Raw genomic sequence first — 22,298 nt, 5'->3', positions numbered from 1 at the left:
ATGTCGAGCCGAAATCGGATTATTTGGCGGGAAGGGCTGTTCATCAAGCCGCAGCATTTCCAGCAACAGCAAAGACACACGGACTACGCACTACATGCCCGTCTTAGCGCGCTCAGCGATTATTTCTACGGCCTGCAATCACTGGCGATTAACGAAGAATACCTCAACTTTGGGCGCATCGCGTTGGTGAATGCCACCGGCGTGATGCCGGACGGCACGGTATTCAACATTCCGGGGGATGACGCGTTGCCGCAACCGCTGGAGGTCACCGATGTGGCGCTGGCTAACCAGAAAGTCTATCTGGCGTTGCCGCTGGCGGTGAACGGCGTCAGCGAAGTCGGACAATCCGGTGCCGGTGTCGCCACCCGGTTGCAGTCGCACCGCCATGATGTGCGCGATTTGCACAGCGAAGGCGGCGATGTGGTGTCGGTGGAAGTGGGCAAGGTTAGCCTGAGATTGATGCTGGAGCGCGATGACCGCAGCGCCTACGCCTCGCTGGCGATTGCCAATATTCTCGATAAGCGGCCAGACGGTGGTCTGGTGCTCGACCCTAATTTCATGCCGTGCAGCATCAGCGTGACCGCCATTCCGAGCCTGAAACGCTTTTTGGGCGAGTCCGCCGGTCTGGTGGCGGAACGCGCCCGCAGTCTGTCGCAGCGCATCGCCGCGCCGGGTCAGCAAGGGGTGGCGGACGTGGCGGAATTCATGATGCTGCAATTGCTCAACCGCGCTCAGCCGCAGCTCTCGCATCTGGCGCGCCTCGGCACGCTGCACCCGGAACGGCTGCACGAAGCGCTGGTACAACTGTGCGGCGAACTGATGACCTTTACCGACGAGTCGCGCCTGCCGCCGGAGTTTCCCGCTTATCGTCACGAGCATCAGCAATCCAGCTTTGAACCGCTGATGATGGCGCTGCGCCAGGCGCTGAGCACCGTACTGTCGCCGCGTGCGGTGTCGATCCAGATGAAGGCGCAGCCTTACGGCGTGCGGGTGGCGCTGGTGGGCGACGCCGAGCTGATGAGCAGCGCCGAATTTGTGCTGGCGGTGCGCGCTCGTATGCCGCAGGAGCATTTGCGCAAGCAACTGTTGCAGCAAACCAAGATCGCCTCCAGCGACAAAATCCGCGAACTCATCAGCCTGCAACTGCCTGGCGTACCGTTGCTGCCGCTGCCGGTGGCACCGCGTCAGTTGCCGTACCACGCCGGTTACAGCTACTTCCAGCTGGACAGGCAAAGCTCGGCCTGGAAATCGCTGGTCACCAGCAACACGCTGGCGTTCCACATCGCTGGCGAATTCCCGGAACTGGATATGCAACTGTGGGCCATCCGCGGCCAGTAGTTAACAGGAGGAACCCGTGAGTACCGACATCATCAAAAGCGAGCAACTGGGCGACCTGCTGTATGACAACGCCCGGCAACTGGATATGGATTCCGATTACTGGTTTCGCCTGCGCGGGCAGAGCATCAACCCGATGATCGACGCCGTTACCCCCTTGCTGGGCATGGTGGAGCGGGTACGCCAGCTGTCTGAATACGACGGTGTGGCGGAGCTATACCAGCGCGTGCAGTCCGAGATTCAGGCCATCGAGCAGGAACTGCACTCCCACGGTTACGAAAACGGCGTGATTTTGTCTTTTCGCTACATTCTGTGCACCTTCATCGACGAAGCGGTGATGGGGCGGGAATGGGGCGGCCAGAGCGTATGGTCCGCCCATTCGCTGCTGACCCGTTTCCACAATGAAACCTGGGGTGGCGAGAAGGTGTTCGTGTTGCTGGAGAAGCTGCTGGATGACCCGACGCGCTACCGCGACATTCTGGAGTTCATCTACCTGTGTCTGTGCCTCGGTTTCGAAGGCCGCTACCGGGTGATGACGCAAGGTCGCGAAGAGCTGGATCGGGTGGTGCGCCGTTTGCACGACACCCTGCGTCCGGAGCCGGAAAATCCGCCGACGGTGTTTCACCTCAATCTGGGGCAGCAGTCTTCCCGTTACCAACTGCGTAAACAGATTTCGCTGCGCACGCTGTTTATCGGCCTGTGCGTGGTGATGGCTGCGGCGTTTGGCCTCTATCACTACCAGCTAACCAACCAGACCCAGGACGTACTGCGTCAGCTGGGAGAATTATTACAATAACAGGAGCGTATTCTCGTGATTCGAATCGAACTGCCGATCCTGGTTGAGCGACTCAACCCGCTGTGCCGCCACATGATGGAAGAAGCGGCGGCGCTATGCATTCAGCATCAGGGCGCGGAGATCCGCATTGAACACCTGCTGCTGAAAATGCTGGAGACGCCGTTGTGCGATGTGCGTCAGATCCTGAAACGCGCCGGGATGGATGCCGACGAGCTGGCGGCGTTGCTGCAACCTAATGCCGCAGACAAAGGGTTTGAGGCAGGCTACCCGTCGTTTTCGCCGTTGCTGGTGGAATGGCTACAGGACAGCTGGCTGCTGGCCTCGGCGGAACTTCAACACGCCCATCTGCGCAGCGGCGTGCTGCTGTTGGTGCTGTTGATGACGCCGACACGTTATCTGTCGGCGGCGGTGACCCGCCAGTTGGCGCAGATTAACCGCGAGCTGCTGCGCCAGCAGTTTGACGAGTGGGTGAAAGATTCCGCGGAAACCGAGGTGATGTCTGCCGCTGGCGCGACGCCGGAGCAGGCGGCCGCCGCCACCACTCAGCTGTCCCGCTATACCCAGAATGTCACTGAGTCCGCCCGTCAGGGCCAGCTGGACCCGGTATTGTGCCGCGATCATGAAATCGACCTGATGATCGATATTCTGTCCCGCCGTCGTAAAAATAACCCGATCGTGGTCGGTGAGGCCGGGGTGGGTAAAAGCGCACTGATTGAAGGACTGGCGCTGCGCATTGTCGCCGGTCTGGTGCCGGAACGGCTGCGTGATGTGGAACTGCTGACGCTGGATTTGGGCGCGATGCAGGCCGGTGCGTCGGTGAAAGGTGAGTTCGAGAAGCGCTTTAAAGGTGTGATGCAGGAAGTGAAAGAGGCACCGAAACCGGTTGTCCTGTTTATCGACGAAGCGCACACGTTGATTGGTGCCGGTAATCAGGCGGGGGGGCTGGATGTGTCCAACCTGCTTAAACCGGCATTGGCGCGCGGCGAGCTGCGTACCATCGCCGCCACCACCTGGAGCGAATACAAGAAATACGTGGAAAAAGACGCCGCGCTGTCGCGTCGCTTCCAACTGGTGAAAGTGGGCGAGCCGAACGTCGACGAAGCCACGGTGATTTTGCGCGGGCTACGCAGCATTTACGAACAATCGCACGGCGTATTGATCGACGAAGAAGCCTTGCAGGCGGCGGCTAATCTGTCTGCACGTTATATCTCCGGGCGTCAGTTGCCAGACAAGGCTATCGACGTACTGGATACTGCCTGCGCGCGCGTCGCCATCAACCTGACCACGCCGCCGCGTGCAGTCAGCCAGTTGCAGACCCGGTTACACCAGCAGGCGATGGAAATTGCCCAACTGGAGCGTCAGGGCCGCATCGGTCTGGGCGATACGGCGGAACGGCTGGCGACGCTGCGTACTGCCCGCGAAGCGGATGCGGCGACACTGGCGCAACTGGAAGCCGACTGGCAGCGGCAGAAAACGCTGGTACAGCAGATAGTCACCCTGCGTACCGCGCTGCTGGCCGATGACGCGCCGGAAGATTTCGATGCCGCCGCCGCCGTCGCGGAACTGGCCGACAACGAGCGTGCATTGGCCGAATTGCAACAACCGGCGGTGCTGGTGTCCCCGCATGTGGATAAAACCCAGATTGCCTCGGTGATCGCCGAGTGGACCGGGGTGCCGTTGAACCGGATTTCTCAGGGCGAGCTGGACGTGGTTACCCGTCTGCCGGATTACCTCGGCGACAGCATCAAAGGGCAACAACTGGCGATCGCCCAGTTGCACAAGCACCTGCTGACCGCGCGTGCTGACCTGCGTCGTCCCGGTCGACCGCTGGGCGCGTTTTTGCTGGTGGGGCCGAGCGGCGTGGGTAAGACCGAAACCGTGGTGCAGATTGCCGATCTGATGTTCGGCGGCCGTAACTATCTCACCACCATCAACATGTCCGAGTACCAGGAAAAGCACACGGTTTCTCGCCTGATCGGCTCGCCGCCGGGGTACGTCGGCTTTGGCGAAGGCGGGGTGCTGACCGAGGCCATTCGCCAGAAACCCTATTCGGTGGTGCTGCTGGATGAAGTGGAAAAAGCCCATCCGGACGTGCTCAACCTGTTCTATCAGGCGTTTGATAAAGGCGAACTGGCAGACGGAGAAGGTAGGGTGATCGACTGCCGCAATGTGGTGTTCTTCCTGACTTCCAACCTGGGGTTCCAGACGATTGTCAATGTTGCCGAGCACGTCAATGTTGCCGAACGACCCGGCGAACTGCTGGATGCTCTCTATCCGGAACTGGCGGCATTCTTCAAACCGGCGTTGCTGGCGCGAATGGAAGTGATTCCTTACCTGCCACTGGGTCATGACACGCTGGTGGCGATTGTGCAGGGCAAACTGCACCGTCTGGTGACGTTGCTACAGCAACGCTTTGGTGCCGAGGTGGTGATCGACGATGCGGTGCCTGAAGAGATCCTGCGTCTGGCGAACCGCAGTGAAAACGGCGCACGTATGCTGGAGTCGGTGATCGACGGCGCGCTGCTGCCGCCGGTGTCGTTGCAATTGCTGCAACGCCTGTCGGCGGGGCAGCCGGTCAGCCGCATCCATTTCCGGGTAGAAGACAACCAGTTCCGCTCCGAGGTGGAGGGCTGAGTATGCAATCAGCCCTCGATCTGGTGCTCTCGCTGACGCGCCACCGAGATGAAGCCGGTCTGTGTGACTGGCTGATGAGTACCCTGCGCGCCGCATGGCAGCCGCAGGGTGCGCTGCTGGGGATGGTGGATGTCAGCGGGCGTCAGTTGATCTGCAACGGCTGGGTACATCACACGCCGCTGTCGCTGACGCTCGGTGTGGATGATTTCAGTCACCCGCTGGCCTATGTGTTACTCAAGAATCAAACACGCAGTTGGGCGTCGTTGTACGGCGGTGCGCGTATCGAACATAGCGGTTTTCGTCAGTTGCTGATCGACGCAGGCACCGCGTGTGGGCTGTATGCCATGCCGTTGCAGGCGGACAACGGTAAACCGCTGGCGGTGCTGGCGCTGTTGGATACACCAGAACGGCTACAGACGCTGGGAAAACAGGGCGATTGCGCACAACTGGCGCAGGTATTCTGCCGTCAGTTGGCGCTGATCCGCGATTTAGGCCGCAGCCAGCGCGAGCAGACCGCGCTGCGAGATTCATTACGGCAGATTAAAGATGAAGGCGCGCTGCGACGTGAGCGGCAGAAACGGGTCGCCGCTGGGTTGATTGGTCAGTCCATCGCCGCGCGGGAACTGCATCAGCAGATTTGTCAGGCGGCCAGCCATCGGTTGTCGGTGCTGATTCACGGCGAAACCGGCGTCGGCAAAGAAGTGGTGGCCCGGCTGTTGCACCAGTGTTCCGATCGCGCCGAGCGGCCGTTCATCGCCATCAATTGTGCCGCGATACCGGAAAACCTGATTGAAAGTGAACTGTTCGGCTATGAGAAAGGTGCGTTTTCCGGCGCGCAAAGCAGCAAGGTCGGGCTGGTGGCGCAAGCCAACGGCGGCACGCTATTTCTGGATGAAGTCGGTGATATGCCGCCGCTGATGCAGGCCAAACTGTTGCGGGTATTGGAAACGCACAGCTTCCGGCCGCTGGGTGCGGGGCAGGAGCGACATTCCGACTTTCGGCTGATCGCCGCCACGCATCAACCGCTAGAGCAACAGGTGGACGAAGGGCAGTTCCGTCAGGACCTCTATCACCGTCTTTGTCAGTGTCTGGTGCAGGTGGCACCGCTACGCGATCGCCCAGACGACATCAGCTTGCTGTGTGAACACTTTATCGGGCAGTTCGCCCGCCAGCAGCAGAAGGATCTGGGGCCGTTGCACCGTGCATTTCTTAAACAGCTGGTGGGTTACGACTTTCCCGGCAATGTGCGTGAACTGAAGAACCTGCTGGAGGTGGCCTGTGCGCATACGCCGCAAGGGCAGCCTATTCGCCTGGAATCATTACCGCCAGAGTTGCGTGAGCGGGTCTGTGGCGAAAACGCCGCCGATAGTGATGCTTTCCACCATATCCAGGATTTGCGTATCGCTACCCAGCAGTATGAAGCCGCGGTGATTGCGGCGCGTATGCAGCAGTTTCAGGGCAACCGGCTGCTGGTCGCAGAAAGTTTGAATATTCCTAAACGTACCCTGGATCACAAGTGCCAGAAACTGGAGGTGAATTGATGATGCTGACGATGGTGCCGCTGCTGATGGCGGCAGTCGGCTCGCCTGATCCCGCCTGGCAATCACTGTGGGAACAGTGCCGCAATGAGACGTCGCCACAGGTGCGTCTGGCTTGTTATGACGCACTCGGACGCGAGACGGAACGTGCGGGCGCTGTGCCGCCTGCGACGAATAATGGTACGACGGGGGAGAACGCGTTTCACCTTAATCGCGAGGCGGTCAACGGCGACCTGACCCTGACGCGGACGCTGGCGGATGGAAACACACTGGTGATCAGCTGCGCCAGCAGCATTACCCATTTGCGCCTGACGCTCAGCCAGCCGTGGCTGGGTGATAACGTCACCTCGCAACTTGACGGTGCCAGCGCGCCGGACAACTGGTTTGTGCGCAATCGCGGCACGTTACTGGAATTTGGCCGTGGCCTGCCTGCCATTGACGCGCTCAAGCGCTGGGTCGGCCATCGGGAGCTGGTGCTGAATGGCTCTCAGGATCATGTGCTGCGTATCGATCTCACCGGGCTGGGCGAGGCGCTGGCACCGCTGCGTCAGCAGTGCCGCTGGTAGGAGTGATGAGTATGCATTCACACCCCTGGTGTAAGCGGCTATTGACGACCCTGCCCGACGAGGCGCTGCGCGCGGCGGTGGCGGGGGATGACCCGTTATGGGAGCAGGTAGAAACCGAACTGGTTAAGTTGGGATCGCTGGCGCACAGCCAGGTGGATCTCAATGCGGTCGCCGGTCAGTGCCTGACGCTGCTGGAAAGCCGTACCAAAGACATGCGCGTGCTGGTGCAACTGCTGCGCTGTTTGCAGCACCCGGCGAAAGCGACGCCGTTCGCTACCGCGATCATGTTGCTTGATAGCTGGCTGGAGGCGTACTGGACGCTGGCCTTTCCCGCCAGCCCGGTACAAAAGCAGAAGCTGATGGTGCAGATTATCCGCCGGTTTGAGGGCGTGCTGCCCCGCATGGCGGAAAGCGCCTCCGGGGCGGAACTCAGTCAGTTGCATCAGCTGGCGGAACAACTGGCGGCGCGCTGGAGTGCGCTGGCGGCGGATAAAGCCGACCTGACCGACGAACTGGTGGCGGCGCTTCACCGTGCTCGCCAACGTCATCAGGCACAGGAAAAAGCCAATCAGGCGGCGGCTGTGCCGACATCCGATGGAACAGCTGGAGCGACCGGGGGCAGCGCTGTCGCGGGTGGCGCTCATGGTCATGCTGCTGGAACGGCCAGCGCGGTTGCTACGGTGGAAATCAACAGTTCGGATGACCGCAACTGGAAGCAGACGCAGCTTAATGTAGCGGCGCTGCTGGTGGAGAGACAGCCGGAAGCGCCGGTGGGATACCGCCTGCGCCGCAACGCGGTCTGGGCTGGGATCGCTACACCGCCGATGGCGGCTCGCGGTAATAAAACCCAACTGGCACCGGTGTCGCCTGACCGGGTGGATGAGTACCAGAGCGCGCTGCCACAGGCGGACCTGGCGTTGTGGAACAAGATTGAACAGAGCCTGACGCTGGCACCGTACTGGTTTGACGGCCACATGCTGTCGGCGACGGTGGCAACCCGGCTGGGACATGGTGCGGTCGCCAGCGCCATCGCCGATGAGTTGTCGGCGTTTCTCGCCCGGTTGCCGGAGTTACGCGAGCTGTCGTTCAGCGACGGGTCACCGTTTCTGTCCGCCAAATGCGTCCAGTGGCTGCAATCCGCGCAGCCAGGGCGCGGTGGTGGCGGCATTCAGCGGCAGGACGACCTGGCCGCCGAGGCGGCGGCCTGTTGCGCCGAGCAAGGGCTGGGGGCGGCGCTGTCACTGTTGGATGAACGTATTCGTCGCCTGAAAGAACCGCGCGAGCGTTTTTGCGCTGAACTGGTGCTGGCGGATTTGCTGGCGGAAGAAGGCATGAAAGCGCTGGCGGCACAACATTATCAGCACCTGTGGCAGGAAAGCGAGCGACTGGGCCTGATGCAGTGGGAACCGGGAATGGTCAGCCGACTGGAACGGCTGGGCGCGTCCCGCAGGAAATAAGACATTCGGAGTTGAATGGTCACTTATGTTGAAAATAATCATTACCTTTCTGCGGCAACAGCTGCCGAAACTGAAACCGTCCTGGCTGCTGCTGGGGGTGGTGGTATGGGTGGTGGCGCTGGTACTGGCCTGGTGGCTGGGGCCGCGTCTGACCCTCGGCGACATGCGCCCGCTGCAAAGCGTGTGGGGCCGCGTGGTGTTCACGCTGCTGTGGCTGTGGCTGGGCTTTGCCTACAGCGCCTGGCGCGTGTGGCGTCGGGTCCAGCAAGTGCGCGCGATACAGCGTGAACAGCAGACTATCGAGCAGGACCCGCTCCAGGTGTATGTCGACAGCCAGCAAACCTTTCTGGACCGCTGGTTGCAGGCGTTTCAGACTCAGTTAGGCAAAAAAGCCCTGTACGCGATGCCCTGGTATCTGGCGATCGGCCTGTCCGGCAGCGGCAAAAGCAGCCTGATTCATCGCGCTAACCCGGCTAACAAGCTGAACCCGAAACTGGATGCGGAACTGCGCGAAGTCGCGGGCGGCCAGCAGGTCAGCAGTTGGGTCGGCGAGTCGGCGGTGATCTGGGACCCGAGCGGCCAGTTGCTGGCCCAGCCGGACGTTGGGGCGGAGCCGTCGGCCGGGCGTCATGCCCGACTGTGGCAGCATCTATTGCAGTGGTTGAGCCTCAACCGTCGTCGCCAACCGCTGAACGGGCTGGTGCTGACGGTCGATCTCTCCTGGCTGTCGCAGGCCAGCGTGTCGGAACGTAAGGCATACGCGCAGGTGATGCGCGCTCGCTTGCAGGAAATTGCGGTTAACATCAACACCCGTTTGCCGTTGTATGTGGCGTTGACCCGTCTGGATATGCTGCGTGGTTTTGACGTGGTGTACCGCTCGCTGAACCGGGAGGCGCGTCAGGCGGTGCTGGGGGTGACGTTCACCCCGCAGGCCAGCCACGGCAAAGGCTGGCTGGAAGAGCTGGAGCGCTTCTGGGACGACTGGATCACCAACCTCAATAATAATCTGCCGGAAATGCTGCTCACGCAGTCGGACCGCAGCGTGCGCAATGCGCTGTTCACCTTTGTGCGCCAGTTGGCCGGGTTGAAGGATTACGTGACGGAAGTGCTGAACGAAACGCTGGCGACCGGTGATGATCGCGCGTTTCTGGTGCGTGGTGTGTACGCCAGCTCGGTATACCAGCAAGGGGTGCCGTTTGACGCCTTTGCCCAGTCTGCTTCCCGGCGTTATCAGTTGCCGGAGCCGATCAACGCTGCCATGCGCGGCGAGTCCAATACCTTCTTTGTTCAGAAGCTGTTTCCAGAAGTGATTTTCCCGGAAGCCAGCCTGGCGGGGGAAAACCGGCTGCACAGCCTGTATCGCCGCCGCCGCATGAGCATCGGCATTACCTGCATGGTGCTGTTCGGGCTGGCGATGATCGGCAGTTGGCACCATTTCTTCCGGGTGAACGAAGAGGCCGGGCGTAACGTGCTGACCAAGGCGCAGGCGTTCATCGGCACCAACGAGCTGGAAGGGCAGGCGGGGTACGGTTACCAGCAACTGCCGCGGTTGAACCTGATCCGCGACGCGACCCTGTCGTTCGGCAACTACCACGAGCGCACGCCGATGCTGGCGGATCTCGGCTTGTATCAGGGTGATAAGATCGGCCCTTACGTGGAAGGTTCCTACCTGCAAATGCTCAACCAGCGCTTCCTGCCCGCCGTGATGCAAGGGCTGCTGGAAGACCTGAATCAGGCACCGGCGGGTAGCGAGCAGAAACTGACTATTCTGCGGGTGATGCGGATGCTGGACGATGCCTCCGGGCGCAACAAGACGCTGGTGGAGCAGTTCATGGCGCTGCGCTGGCAGAAAGCGTTTCCGGGCCAGGGCAAGGTGCAGGAACAGTTGATGCAACATCTGGATTACGCGCTGGAGCATACCGACTGGCACCAGTCGCGCGAGCAGAAGGATACGGTGGCGATCTCCACGTTTGCGCCGTTTGTGGACCCGATTGCCAGCGCCCAGCGCGAGCTGAGCAAGTTGCCGATGTACCAGCGCGTCTATCAAAGTCTGGTGATGAAGGCGACGCAGGTGCTGCCGCCGGATCTGGCTCTGCGCGACGAAGTGGGGCCGACGTTTGATTCGGTATTCACCCTGCGCAACGACAAGGCCGGTATGGTGCCGCGACTGTTAACCTATCCCGGTTTCAACGATTTCTACCTCAAGCAGGACAAGACGCTGCTGGACCTGACCGCGCTGGATGCCTGGGTGCTGGGCCAGCGTGAGCGTGCTCACCTGAGCGAGGCCGACCGCAAAGAGATCCTGCGTCAGGTGAACGACCGTTACATCACCGATTACATCAACCAGTGGCAGAAAGCGCTGGCGAATATCGATGTACAGCCGTTGGAAAGCCCGGAACAGGCGTTGAATATACTGACTGATATTACCGGTAACGACCAACCGTTCCAGCGCGTGCTGACCACGGTGAGCGACAACACCCGCATTCGCAAACTGGCGGATGACGAGAACGACACCGCGCAAGGCATCAATACCCGCATCGGTCGCCCGTTCATGACCATCAACGCCGCGCTGAGCGGACGGGGCGAGCAGGGGCCGCTGGTGCAGGAGGTTAACCAGAAGCTGACCGATCTCTACCACTATCTGGATCAGATCGTGAACGCCACTGATCCGGGGCAGGCGGCGCTGAAAGCAGTGCAGGCGCGTCAGGGCAACAAGTTTGCCGATCCGGTGTTCGCGTTGCAGCAATACGCTCGTAGCCTGCCAGCACCGCTGGACCGTTGGGTCGGCCAACTGGCAGGAGAAAGCGCCAGTCTGGTGACCGGGCTGGCGATGTCGTCGCTCAATCAGGAGTGGCTGGACAAGGTGGTGACGCCGTTCAACGAGAAACTGGCGGATCGTTATCCGTTCAATCCGTCTTCCGACAAGGATGTGCCGTTGTCCGAGATGGAACGTTTCTTCGCGGCTGGCGGTACGCTGGACAGCTTCTACCAGACCAACCTCAAGTCGATCATGGAAGGCGGGATGCTGGAAGGGGAAGGCGCGTCGGCAATGCAAACCGATTTGGTGAAACAGCTTGATCGCGCGACCCGTATCCGCCAGACGCTGTTCAATGCGCAGGGTAGCCTGGAAATCCACTTTGTAGTGGAGCCGGTGGAACTGACCGCTAACAAACGCCGTAGCGTGCTGAACCTTGACGGACAGTTGCTGGAGTACAGCCACGGACGCCGGACCAAAACACCGCTGGTGTGGCCGAACAGTATGCGTGACGGTGCTGAAAGCAAGTTGACGCTGGTGCCGGATGACCGCGAGCGTTCGCCACGCAGTCTGAGCTTCACCGGTCCGTGGGCGATGTTCCGCCTGTTGACTAACGGCCAGCTGACGCAGGTGAACGACAACACCTTCGACGTGCGTTTCTCGCTGGAACAAGGCGGCATGACCTATCGGGTTTATACCGATGCCAGCCATAACCCGTTTGCCGGTGGCCTGTTCAGCCAGTTCAAACTGCCGGATTCTCTCTATTAACCCAGAGGACGCATTCGTGGTGCGAATGCGTCCGTAGCCGGATGATGTGATATGCAAGATGCACAACAGGCCCTGAAAGTGGGCCGAGATCCACGGATGCTGCCCGAGTACGAGGCGTTACGCGCGGAAATCAACAAGCTAAGCCATGCATCCCGCCCGGAAGTTGACTGGATGCGGGTGCACGATATGGCGACCGCGATTTTTGAAAAGCAGGGTGTCGACCTGCAAACCGCCATCTATTTCACCCTGGCACGTTCACGGCTGGCCGGGTTGAACGGTTTTACCGAGAGCTGTGAATTTCTCGCCAACCTGATCGTCACCCAGTGGGAAAACTTCTGGCCGCCGGTACATCAGGAACGGGCGCGCATCGAAATTCTGGACTGGTTTATCGCCCGCATCAGCGAGGTGATCCGCCAGTACGCCATCAGCCACGAACACAAACGGCTGGTGTACCGCTGCGAGCGCGCCCTGCAACTGATGAGCGAAAAGCTGCACAATTCCGGCCTGAGCCGCATTCCGCGGGTGGAAAACCTGCTGCACTTTATCGAAGGGTACACCCACCTGTTCGACGAAACCGAAATTGTGATCGTCTCTGACGATCAGTCGCTGAAAAAACAGCAGGATATGCAGATCCCGCCGATGGTGTTCTTCCAGTCCGATATGGAACCGGGCGGAATGGCTTCGGCGGCGGCAGCGGCACAACCCGCGCTGCCGTCAGGCAGTATTCTGGTCGGGCGGGAGAAAGGGCAGATGAAACCAACGGTATTGAAGATTGAAGCACATCGCAAACAAAAACCGGGCTGGTTCTGGTTCGTTTGCGGCGTACTGACCTGCGGGCTGCCGGTGGCGGCGGTGAGCGGCTGGCAATACTGGCAGGACCAAAAAACCGAGGCGCTGGCGCTCCTACAGCAACCGGCTTATGCGCTGCCGTCCGCACCGGACCACAGTGACATCCGCCGGGTGCGTATCGCGCTGGGTGAACAGAAGCTGCAAGGCATGGAAGGCGACCTGATCAATCGCTATCAGGCACAGCTGGAGCAGGTCAAGAACGCTTCGCCGTTCTATCTGTACCAGTATGGCGAAGGGCTGAAAGGCGTCATGCAACAACTGTATCCAGACTCGCTGGCCGTCAAGGAGATGGACCGCCAGTGGCAGATAGCCCTCGACCGTCAGCAGGGTGACAAGCCGCCGCGCGTCAGCGGTTACGAGCAGGCACGTGCTGGGGTGGGCGAGACGCTGCAACAGTTGCTGGATTTGGAGAAACAGCGACGCACGGTGACCATTTCGTATCTGAAATCACAACTGTATGATATTCAGAAAGATTTATCCTCAGACGTTCCCTTTGGAATGCGGTTGCGGGCGCTGGAAACTCGCAAGGCCGCCCGTCAGTCGCTGACCCCGGCGGAATTGCGCGGCATGGAAGATGAATTGCGTGCTTTCAATATCCGGCTGTATCGGTTGCAGCAAGGCGATAACGGCAGTTAAGGCCGCCACACCGGGCGGGATGGCGCTGCCCGGCGGTGTCGCCGGATGTCACCAGGGGTAACGACGGTAACATGATGAGAAAAATACAATTATTGACGGCGCTGTCCGTGTGTCTGCTGGCTGGCTGCCAGGCACCGGTGTCGTCGCTGTCCGACGCGGATTTGCGTAAATCGGCAGAGCGTGGCAACGGAGAAGCACAATACCGGCTGGCGAAACAGCTGGCTTCCCGTTCACACTACAGCGAAGCCATGCAGTGGATGCAAAAGGCCGCGGGCCTGACACTGCTGCCCGGTACGGGTGAAATCCGCGCCACCGCAGCGTTACAAGTGGGCGATTGGTATCAGGCAGGACTCGGTGAACCGAAAAATACGCCGCTGGCACGCGAGTGGTGGCAGAAAGCCTCGCGGCTGGGTAGCGGCGAGGCGGGTTACCGGCTGGGTATCGATTGTCAGGCGCAGCATCAGGGTAAACTGGTGGCGGCCTGTCTGGACGCCTTTGAGCGTGCGGCCGACAACCAGTATGCCCCGGCGCAACTGGTAGTGGCGCAGTGGTATACCGCGCATCCCGGTGCCGAAAAAGAGGCGACCGAGTGGATAGAAAAAGCAGCGGATCTGGGCGATCGGGACGCGCAGTATCAGCTTGCTCAGCGTTATGAGCAAGGAAAAGGCGTGGCGAAGCGGACCGACCTGGCAGAGCGCTGGTATTTCCGGGCGGCGGACAAGGGACAAACCCAGGCGCAGTTGTGGATGGCCCAGCACGCCAGCGGTAAAGATGCGTTGGACTGGTATCAAAAAGCCGCAGCCGGTGGTGATGCTTCGGCACAGTTGTGGCTGGCGCAGGCATACCGCCGTGGCGATAAAGGGGTGTCGCAGAATGACAAGCAGGCCAATTACTGGCTGGAGCGGGCATCTGGCAAGGGCAATGGCGAGGCGGACTACAAACTGAGCCAGATACAAACCGATAAGGCCAAACGAGAACAGTATCTGGTGCTGGCGTCGTCGGCTGGCTATGTACCGGCCCAGCGTGAATTGGGCGATTGGCTGCTGAAACGCGGCGAGCTGGAACGGGCCCGCGAGGTGTTTGCCGCGGCAGCGGCGACCGGCGATACCCAGTCCCGACTGGCCTACGGTGAGATGTTGCGGCTGGGGCAGGGTGGCAAGGCGGACTATGTGGAAGCGATGAAACAGTACCGCCTCGCCGCGCATGATGGTAACCGTATGGCGCAGTATCGCATGGGGATGATGCGGCAGGATGGGCTGGGCGCATCCCGCAATCGTATCCATTCCTACGCCTGGTATTCGCTGGCCGCGACCGAAGGGATGGCGGAGGCCATCGCCGCCCGTAATGATCTGGAAGCCACCATGCAGCCAGATGAAATCAAGGCTGGGCAGAAACTGGCGATGCATTGGTCGGCGGGTAAGGAAACGGATACACAGTGATTCACTGGATAAAACTATCGAGAGTAAAACAAAAGGAAAGCGTATGAAACGGAACGGATATCTCGCTCTGTTGCTGGGTATGGCAGCGTTGTCAGTTCAGGCGGAAGTGAAGCCCCCCTATCAGGTTGAGCAGGGTAAGGTGGTGTACCGGGCATCGACCTATGCGGACCCGCAGGTGTTGAAGGACGCCAAACCGACAGACTTTCGCGTGCTGAGCAAGGAAGGGCGCATGGTGCTGGCGGTTTCTGGCAAGCACTACTACTGCAACCAGCAATCTCTGCCGGAGGGTTTCAAGCCGGATAGCGCCAGACTGCTTGGCGAGCGGTTTTTGATTACCAATGTCGGCACCTATGTCGGTTGCGAGCGTATCCAACAGGATATCGACGCCGACAGTTTCCAGGCGCTGGATTTTCCGTTTTTCCGCGATCGCAATCACATCTGGCTACCGGATGGCGAAATCCTTAACGGGGTGGATGTGGCCAGTTTCCGGACGCTGGCGATGAATCAGGCGTTCGACAAGCAGAACTACTATTTTGTGGAGAATGAAACCAGCGTGGTTCCCTATCAAAAGTCGGCACCGCGCGCGGGTGACTGCTTTGGCTGGGCGAACATCGACGGTAAACAGTACTACCGTGGCGAACTGCAAACTGACGCTGATGCCGCCAGTTTCCGTTGCCTGTCGTTCAACGCTGCGCTGGACAAAAACGGTTTCTATATCTTCGGACGGTTGTATCAGGGGCTTCCGGCCGGGGTGAAAGTGGCGGAGATTCGTATGCTGCCGAATAATGAAAAATTGGCGACCGACGGTGAGCATGTTTGGTTTTTGGACGTCGAGCCGATGCAACTGTCTGGGCTAAACCCGCGTGAAGTGAATATTAAGCCGGATATCGATGGCTATACGATTACTGATGGAAAGACCCGTTGGCAATGCGATTCCGTCAAGGTTAACAACCTTCCGCAGTGTCAAAAAAAGGAATAGTGTGACGTCTACGTCATGAGAGAAGTCATCATCCGCTCATTGATGATTAAGCGGATGATGGCGATGTTACCCGGCGGTCTGCTCGCGAATCATGGCGATGTAGATGTCCCGCAGCTGGCGCGCCAGTGGGCCGGGGCGACCATCGCCAATCGTGACACCGTCGATCTCCACCACCGGCCAGACAAAGGTGGTGGCGGAGCTGATAAAGGCTTCTTTGGCGGCGAGCGCTTCCTGCGGCGTGAATGCCCGCTCTTCCACCGTCAGATGATGGTCGGCGGCCAGTTGCAGCAGCGCTTTGCGGGTAATGCCGTGCAGGATGTCGTTGCTGAGCGGGCGGGTAATCAGGCGGTTGTCGGCATCGACGATAAAGCAGTTGCTGGAACTGCCCTCGGTAATCAGGCCATTCTCCACCAGCCAGGCGTCATCCGCGCCTTTGGCGTGTGCCCACTCTTTCGCCATGCAGGCCATCAGCAGGCTGACGGTTTTGATGTCACGCCGGTGCCAGCGCAGGTCCGGGCAGGTGATGACGCGAATGCCTTTCTCCGCGTTGGGATGGTGGAGAACCGGGCGGGACTGGGTAAACAGCACCAGCGTCGGCTCAGCGTCGGTGGGGAAGGCAAAATCACGGTCGCCGGTGCTGCCTCGGCTCAGTTGCAGATAGATACCGCCTTCTTCCAGCCGGTTTTGCTCGATAAGCGCCAGATGAATCTCCCGCAAAGCCGCCTGGCTAAGCGGCAGACGCAGGTTCAGCTCGCGGCAGGATCGTGCCAGCCGCGCCATGTGGCCGTCGTATTCCGCCAGCCGACCGTTGACCACCGCGGTGACTTCATACACCGCATCGGCAAACAGAAATCCGCGATCGAACACCGAAACCGTCGCGTGTTCCTCAGGCAGATAGTGCCCGTTAACATAAACAGTACGTGACATTATACCACTCCCGTTAAACAAGGGCGGGGGTGGCCCCACAACCCTTCTTCAGATAAGTACAGTTGGCTACCGCGCCATTCCAGCCCGCCAACCCGGTCGTCCGCCAGCAGCAGTGGCCCGTCGAGATCGACGATTTCCGCGCCCTGCGCCACCAGCGTGGCCGGTGCCATCGACAGCGAGGTGCTGACCATACAGCCCACCATAATCTTCAGCCCCTGCGCCTGAGCCGCCTGACGCAGCAGCAGCGCTTCGGTCAGCCCGCCAGTTTTATCCAGCTTGATGTTCACCATGTCGTAGCGCGCTGCCAGGCCTGGTAGCGACTGACGGTCATGGCAGGATTCATCGGCACACAGCAAAATCGGCCGCGGCAGCGTGGTCAGTGCGGCGTCGTCGTGGGCGGGCAGCGGCTGTTCAATCATGCTGACACCAAGACGTTGCAGTTCCGGCACCAGCTTCAGGTACAGATCGGCGCTCCAGCCTTCGTTGGCATCGACGATCAACTGCGCTTGCGGTGCCCAACGGCGCACCGCGGCAACCCGTTCGATGTCGTGTTCGTCTGCCAGTTTCAGCTTCAGCAGCGGACGGTGCGCGTTGCGGTGCGCCGCCTGCGCCATGCGTTCCGGGGTATCCAGCGACAGCGTAAACGCACTGGTCGTCGGTTCCGGTCGTGGCAGTCCGGCCAGTTGCCACACGGGCCTGGCCTGCCGCTGGCTGTCGAGATCCCACAATGCGCAGTCCAGCGCATTACGCGCCGCACCGGGCGGCAGCCGTGTCTGCAATGTTTTCCGGTCAAGGCCGCTGCGCACCTCATTCCGCAGTGCCAGCAACTGAGCTTCCACGCCGCTGATGCTTTCGCCGTAGCGAGCGTAGGGCACACTTTCACCGTGGCCTTCGTAGCGCCCGTCGCATACCGTCACCTTGATGACATCGGCGTGGGTTTTGCTACCGCGTGAAACGGTGAAGGTTTCTTTTAACGCCCAGCGTTCATGAGTGACGATCAGTTCCGCCATGATGCTGTCCTTACAGGTTATCGATGATGCGGCCTACGCCCTGACGGAATGGGTCGACTACCGGCAGACCCAACTGGTGTTCCAGTTTATCCATGTAGGCCAGCGCGTCGGCTTCACTCAGGTGCGCACTGTTGATGGAGACGCCAACAAAGCGAGCGTTCGGGTTGGTCAGGCGAGCCATCGCCAGATTGAGGTCGATGCAGGCTTGCAAGTCTGGAAGCGGATAGTCCACGCCGCGCATGTGGGTGCGGGTCGGTTCGTGGCATAACACCAGTGCGTCCGGCTGGGCACCGTGGATGATACCGGTGGTCACCCCGGCAAAAGAGGGATGGAACAGCGACCCCTGACCTTCGATCACGTCCCAGTGGTCGGCATGGTTATCGGGTGCGAGGGTTTCCACCGCACCCGCGATGAAATCGGACACCACCGCATCAATACTGACGCCTGCACCGGAAATCAGAATGCCTGTCTGGCCGGTAGCGCGGAAAGTGGCATTGCCACCACGTTCCAGCAGCGCTTTTTCAATCGCCAGCGCGGTGTACATTTTGCCGCAGGAGCAGTCGGTGCCGACCGGCAACAAACGTTTGCCGCTGCGTTTGCGCCCGCAGGCCACCGGGAAGCTCTGTGTCGGGTGACGCACGTCGAACAGCGAGCGCCCCAGTCGCACCGCCAGCTCGCTAATCTCTGGCACATCCTCCAGTTTGTTGTGCAAACCAGCAGCCAGATCCATGCCGCACTCCAGCGCCTGACGCAGCACGGCGACCCAGGCATCGGAAATGATGCCGCCGCGATTCGCCACGCCGATCACCAGCGTCTGCGCGCCCGCTGCCCGCGCAGTAGCGATATCCATATCCGGCAGCCCGCAATCTGCCTGGCATCCCGCCATGCGATATTGACCAACGCAATATTCCGGATGCCACTGTTTAATGCCGATCGCCACTTTAGCGGCCAATTGGTCGTGAGCATCGCCAAGGAACAACAAATAAGGTTTTTTAATATTCATCGCAAACTCCGTCATTAAAATAATATGCCCGTCATACTTCACGTTGCGGGTGTGTTGGCTGCGTTACTCACCCCAGTCACTTACTTATGTAAGTGACTGGGGATGAAATGAGAGACATCCTGTCTCTCACCAGAGGCCAGCCGTTGGCTGGTCAAATTCGTTCCCGACGAGTTTGTCACTCGGCTGCCGTGTTATAAGGCTTAAATGAGCCTTGCCCTAAAGGGCCAACGCTTTGCGTTGTTCAAAACGAAAAACGTGTTGCCCTGCAACTCGAATTATTTTGGGTATAAACTCAGGATAAAAGGCTGCCATCTCACCAATTGGTAAGCTGAGACGGTATTTAAAATCAATGGATTAATAATTTCGTCAATCTGTTATGAGTCGATGTTGATATTCGATTCATTAATCTCGACAAGTTTTCTCGATATTATCAAGCGGTGTTATATTGTCAATAATGACAAAAAATAAGTGATATATTCTACTTTTGTTCCATTATGTTAATTTGATGGCTGCTGTTGTTTAATTTTTAAGAATTAAATATCGTCAGTTGGTGAAAAAATAAAGATGGGCCGATTTTTATAAAAAACAGGTGTAATAAAAAGAATAATGATTATTTTAGTGCGGCGTGTGCGTTATTTTGGTGCGGTTGTTCATTATTGGTCAGTCGATAATAAGGGATGTTAAATTATTCACCATTAAGATGAGTTATTCCGTTAATAAAAGGCCCGAACAACGGGCGCGTGCGGTTATTCATTTCATCCTGAATGCTGGCATTGCACTAAAGTAGGGCGAAGGTATTATGGCGCAATATGGCGACGTGATAGCATACGCCATTGTTCATACGCCATTGTTCATACGCCATTGTTCATACGCCATTGTTCATACGCCATTGTTCATATGACATTGTTCATACGCTATAACTCATACGCTTTGCCTGATGTAGCGAGGTGGGGATGGGGAGGCTCTTACTGAGAACGCATATGTTAAATAATAATTTCCTGTCTCGTGCTCTGCGTTTCCTGCGATCGTTATCTTTCTATTCTTCCCCCGGTATTACCATGATGGCTTTTCTGGTCGTCTGTAGCCTGATTTTTGTCACCACCAGCATTTGGAACTTTTTGGACTCCTATCAGCGTAGGCTGGCGGAGGCGGAGAAAAACGTCACTAACCTGTCCGTCGCGATGTCACGTCAGGCGGAAGATACGTTTGTGCCGATTGAAGTGGCGATTGATGACATGCTACAGGAGTTGTCACAAACTGGTATGCTGGACTCGACGCGAGTGAAAAGCGTTCTGGATACCCATCGGGCGGTGCTGCCACAATTGGTGGGGTTCTATCTGTTTGACGAAAAGGGAAATCTGATTTCCTCCACCGGAAAAGGGCCACTCTATATTTATAATGTTGGCCGACGGGAATATTTTACCTGGCTTAGGGAAAATAATACCTCATCATTGTTTATCAGTAAGGTGATTGTCAGTACGATCACCCGTAAACGTATTATTCCGGTAGCGAAGCGAATCAATGGGCCAAATGGTGAGTTCAAAGGCGTATTCCTGGCTACAATCGATCATAATTATTTCGGTAATTTCTACAGTTATTTTAGCCTGGATTATGATGGCGTACTGTCATTAATGAATGCGAACGGCCATGCAATTTATCTTTATCCCAATCGTGAGCAATATATTAATAGTAATTTCGCTGACGGCGGCTTGTTTGAAAAGTCCCGACTGGACCAAGGTAGTGGCAGTGGAACCTGGCGCACCACGCTGGATAACCGAGTGCGTATTGTTGGTTATGTGAAACTACAGCGTTATCCGTTAGTGGTGGCGGCCAGTCTGGACCGGGGCGCACTACAGGTACGTTGGTTGGCGGAAAATATTTCGGCCATGATACTCAACGTGATGGTGCTGTTCGCCATGTTTGTTCTCGGCGGCTTCGTGCTGAAGCAGATTCGGCTAACGGTGAAAAATAAAGAGGCGATCAGCCGATTGCATCAGGAAGAAAGTGACAAGAATAAAGTGCTGCAAAAACTGGCGATGGTGGATCCACTCACCAGGCTGGCTAACCGTCGGCGTTTTGATCTTTATCTGGAGCAGTCACTGACCCGAGCCCGTGAAGAGGGCGGAACCTTGTCGTTGATGATGCTGGATGTGGATTTTTTCAAACCCTACAACGATACCTACGGTCATGTGCTGGGTGACCGCTGCCTTACCCAGCTTGGCGGCGTGCTGAGCGAGTTACCGTTGCCTGATGGCGCACTAGCCGCCCGCTACGGTGGCGAGGAGTTCGCCATTATTTTGCCGGGCATGAGTGGCGAACAAGCGGCGGAGTACGGCGAGCAAGCCGTGGAGAATGTGCGCCAGTGTGCGGTGCCGCATCAGGCTTCGCTGTTGCCCTGTCAGGTGGTGACGGTGAGCGTGGGGGTGTATTCGCACTCCAGCGATAACCCCTGCGACATTCAGCGCCTGAAGGAAGGGGCCGATCAGGCGCTGTATCTGGCGAAGAAAAAAGGCCGTGACCGCTGCGTGCGACTGTAGGCGGCTCCTACCGAGACAGGCTTCGCACGTTGAGTGCGTCGTGCGCTACGGTATCAGGCTGTGGCGTTGAAATATTTGATTAGAAAAAAGTGCTTTACCTATCCTTACATTTCTCTATTAATAATAATCATTATCATTCTTTGTCTGATTTACATCCCTATGTGACGCAGTTGGACGGTGAGGGGCGTCGCTCGGTCTGTTTGAGGAGTTTCCACCCATGTTTGTACCGTTACTTATCATGTTCCGTGAAGGGCTGGAGGCGGCGCTGATCGTCAGTCTGATCGCCAGCTACCTGAAGCGTACCCAACGCGCGCAGTGGCTGGGCGCGGTCTGGGCAGGCGTGGTGCTGGCGCTGGCGTTGTGTCTGGCGCTTGGCGTATTCATCAACACCACCACCGGCGAATTTCCGCAGAAACAGCAGGAGCTGTTCGAAGGCATTGTGGCGGTGGTGGCGGTAGTGATCCTGACTTACATGGTGTTCTGGATGCGCAAAGTGTCGCGTTCGGTACGTCTTCATCTGGAAGGCGCTATTGACCAGGCGCTCAACGCCAGCAAGCGTCAGGGCTGGGCGCTGGTGGCGATGGTGTTCTTCGCCGTGGCGCGCGAGGGGCTGGAGTCGGTGTTCTTTTTGCTGGCTGCGTTCCAGCAGGATGTCGGCATCTATGCGCCGATCGGTGCCGTGCTGGGGCTGCTGTGCGCCGTCGTGGTCGGAATGATGATCTACTGGGGTGGGGTGAAACTGCATCTGGCCCGGTTCTTCAAATGGAGCAGCCTGTTCATTCTGTTTGTCGCCGCCGGTCTGGCTGCCGGGGCGATCCGCGCGTTTCACGAAGCGGGATTGTGGAATCAATTTCAGCAAATCGCCTTCGATTTTAGCGCTACGTTGTCGACCCATTCGCTATTCGGCACGCTGCTGGAAGGTATGTTCGGCTACCAGGAAACCCCGACCGTCAGCGAAGTGGTGGTCTATTTCCTGTATCTGATCCCGGCGCTGGCATTCTTTTTCCTGCCGCAACGCATGGAGCCGATCGCGGCTTCGGCGTCGCGTAAACATCATCATTAATAATCA

The 22,298-nt window shown here is 58.6% G+C and carries 15 protein-coding genes; 12 read left to right on the top strand and 3 right to left on the bottom strand.

The window, feature by feature from the left end:
• From tssK to OB87_RS12310, 10 genes are all read left to right on the top strand, one after another.
• Nucleotides 1-1,338: a type VI secretion system baseplate subunit TssK gene (gene tssK / locus OB87_RS12355; protein ID WP_033569731.1), complete on the top strand. Its 1,338-nt coding sequence runs from the start codon at nucleotides 1-3 to the stop codon at nucleotides 1,336-1,338.
• A 16-nt stretch (nucleotides 1,339-1,354) separates the two neighbouring features.
• Nucleotides 1,355-2,131, top strand: coding sequence for a type IVB secretion system protein IcmH/DotU (gene icmH, locus OB87_RS12350; RefSeq protein WP_033569730.1), 777 nt, complete (start codon nucleotides 1,355-1,357; stop codon nucleotides 2,129-2,131).
• 15 nt (nucleotides 2,132-2,146) lie between these two features.
• Nucleotides 2,147-4,765: a type VI secretion system ATPase TssH gene (gene tssH, locus OB87_RS12345; protein ID WP_033569729.1), complete on the top strand. Its 2,619-nt coding sequence runs from the start codon at nucleotides 2,147-2,149 to the stop codon at nucleotides 4,763-4,765.
• A 2-nt stretch (nucleotides 4,766-4,767) separates the two neighbouring features.
• Nucleotides 4,768-6,306 carry a sigma-54 interaction domain-containing protein gene (locus OB87_RS12340; protein ID WP_033569728.1) on the top strand — a complete coding sequence of 513 codons (1,539 nt, stop codon included), beginning with the start codon at nucleotides 4,768-4,770 and terminating at the stop codon, nucleotides 6,304-6,306.
• Nucleotides 6,306-6,869, top strand: a complete 564-nt coding sequence (gene vasI, locus OB87_RS12335; RefSeq protein WP_033569727.1) for a type VI secretion system-associated protein VasI — start codon at nucleotides 6,306-6,308, stop codon at nucleotides 6,867-6,869. Before OB87_RS12340 ends, vasI begins: the two co-directional genes overlap by 1 nt.
• An 11-nt stretch (nucleotides 6,870-6,880) precedes the next feature.
• A complete protein-coding gene (gene tssA / locus OB87_RS12330) occupies nucleotides 6,881-8,326 on the top strand; it encodes a type VI secretion system protein TssA (protein WP_033569726.1) in 1,446 nt (481 codons plus the stop codon).
• Between the two features lie 25 nt (nucleotides 8,327-8,351).
• Nucleotides 8,352-11,849 (top strand): type VI secretion system membrane subunit TssM, encoded by a 3,498-nt coding sequence (gene tssM, locus OB87_RS12325; RefSeq protein ID WP_033569725.1) that lies wholly within the window; start codon nucleotides 8,352-8,354, stop codon nucleotides 11,847-11,849.
• A 51-nt stretch (nucleotides 11,850-11,900) separates the two neighbouring features.
• Nucleotides 11,901-13,334 carry a VasL domain-containing protein gene (locus OB87_RS12320; RefSeq protein ID WP_033569724.1) on the top strand — a complete coding sequence of 478 codons (1,434 nt, stop codon included), beginning with the start codon at nucleotides 11,901-11,903 and terminating at the stop codon, nucleotides 13,332-13,334.
• 71 nt (nucleotides 13,335-13,405) lie between these two features.
• A complete protein-coding gene (locus OB87_RS12315) occupies nucleotides 13,406-14,773 on the top strand; it encodes a tetratricopeptide repeat protein (protein WP_033569723.1) in 1,368 nt (455 codons plus the stop codon).
• 43 nt (nucleotides 14,774-14,816) lie between these two features.
• Nucleotides 14,817-15,752 carry a DKNYY domain-containing protein gene (locus OB87_RS12310; RefSeq protein ID WP_033569722.1) on the top strand — a complete coding sequence of 312 codons (936 nt, stop codon included), beginning with the start codon at nucleotides 14,817-14,819 and terminating at the stop codon, nucleotides 15,750-15,752.
• A 66-nt stretch (nucleotides 15,753-15,818) separates the two neighbouring features.
• On the opposite strand, the gene OB87_RS12305 is transcribed toward OB87_RS12310, so the two are convergent.
• Genes OB87_RS12305 through dgcN form a run of 3 tightly spaced genes read right to left on the bottom strand, consistent with a single transcriptional unit; the run spans nucleotide 15,819 to nucleotide 18,692 of the window.
• On the bottom strand, nucleotides 15,819-16,679 hold the full coding sequence (locus OB87_RS12305) for a D-amino-acid transaminase (protein ID WP_033569721.1): 861 nt from the start codon (nucleotides 16,677-16,679) through the stop codon (nucleotides 15,819-15,821).
• The gene (dgcA, locus tag OB87_RS12300) at nucleotides 16,679-17,689 is read right to left on the bottom strand and encodes an N-acetyl-D-Glu racemase DgcA (RefSeq protein WP_033569720.1); all 1,011 of its coding nucleotides are present in this window, start codon (nucleotides 17,687-17,689) and stop codon (nucleotides 16,679-16,681) included. Before dgcA ends, OB87_RS12305 begins: the two co-directional genes overlap by 1 nt.
• Before the next feature lie 10 nt (nucleotides 17,690-17,699).
• Entirely contained in the window at nucleotides 17,700-18,692 is a 993-nt protein-coding gene (gene dgcN, locus OB87_RS12295; RefSeq protein WP_033569719.1) for an N-acetyltransferase DgcN, read from the bottom strand.
• Between the two features lie 980 nt (nucleotides 18,693-19,672).
• Here dgcN and OB87_RS12290 point away from each other — a divergent pair.
• Both OB87_RS12290 and efeU read left to right on the top strand, forming a co-directional pair.
• Nucleotides 19,673-21,229 carry a sensor domain-containing diguanylate cyclase gene (locus tag OB87_RS12290; RefSeq protein ID WP_033569718.1) on the top strand — a complete coding sequence of 519 codons (1,557 nt, stop codon included), beginning with the start codon at nucleotides 19,673-19,675 and terminating at the stop codon, nucleotides 21,227-21,229.
• Nucleotides 21,230-21,446: 217 nt separating this feature from the next.
• A complete protein-coding gene (gene efeU, locus OB87_RS12285; RefSeq protein WP_033569717.1) occupies nucleotides 21,447-22,292 on the top strand; it encodes an iron uptake transporter permease EfeU in 846 nt (281 codons plus the stop codon).
• Nucleotides 22,293-22,298 lie beyond the last annotated feature (6 nt).

This window comes from Dickeya undicola, assembly GCF_000784735.1.
GTDB classification, from domain to species: domain Bacteria; phylum Pseudomonadota; class Gammaproteobacteria; order Enterobacterales; family Enterobacteriaceae; genus Dickeya; species Dickeya undicola.
This window is presented reverse-complemented; position numbering and strand designations above follow the sequence as displayed.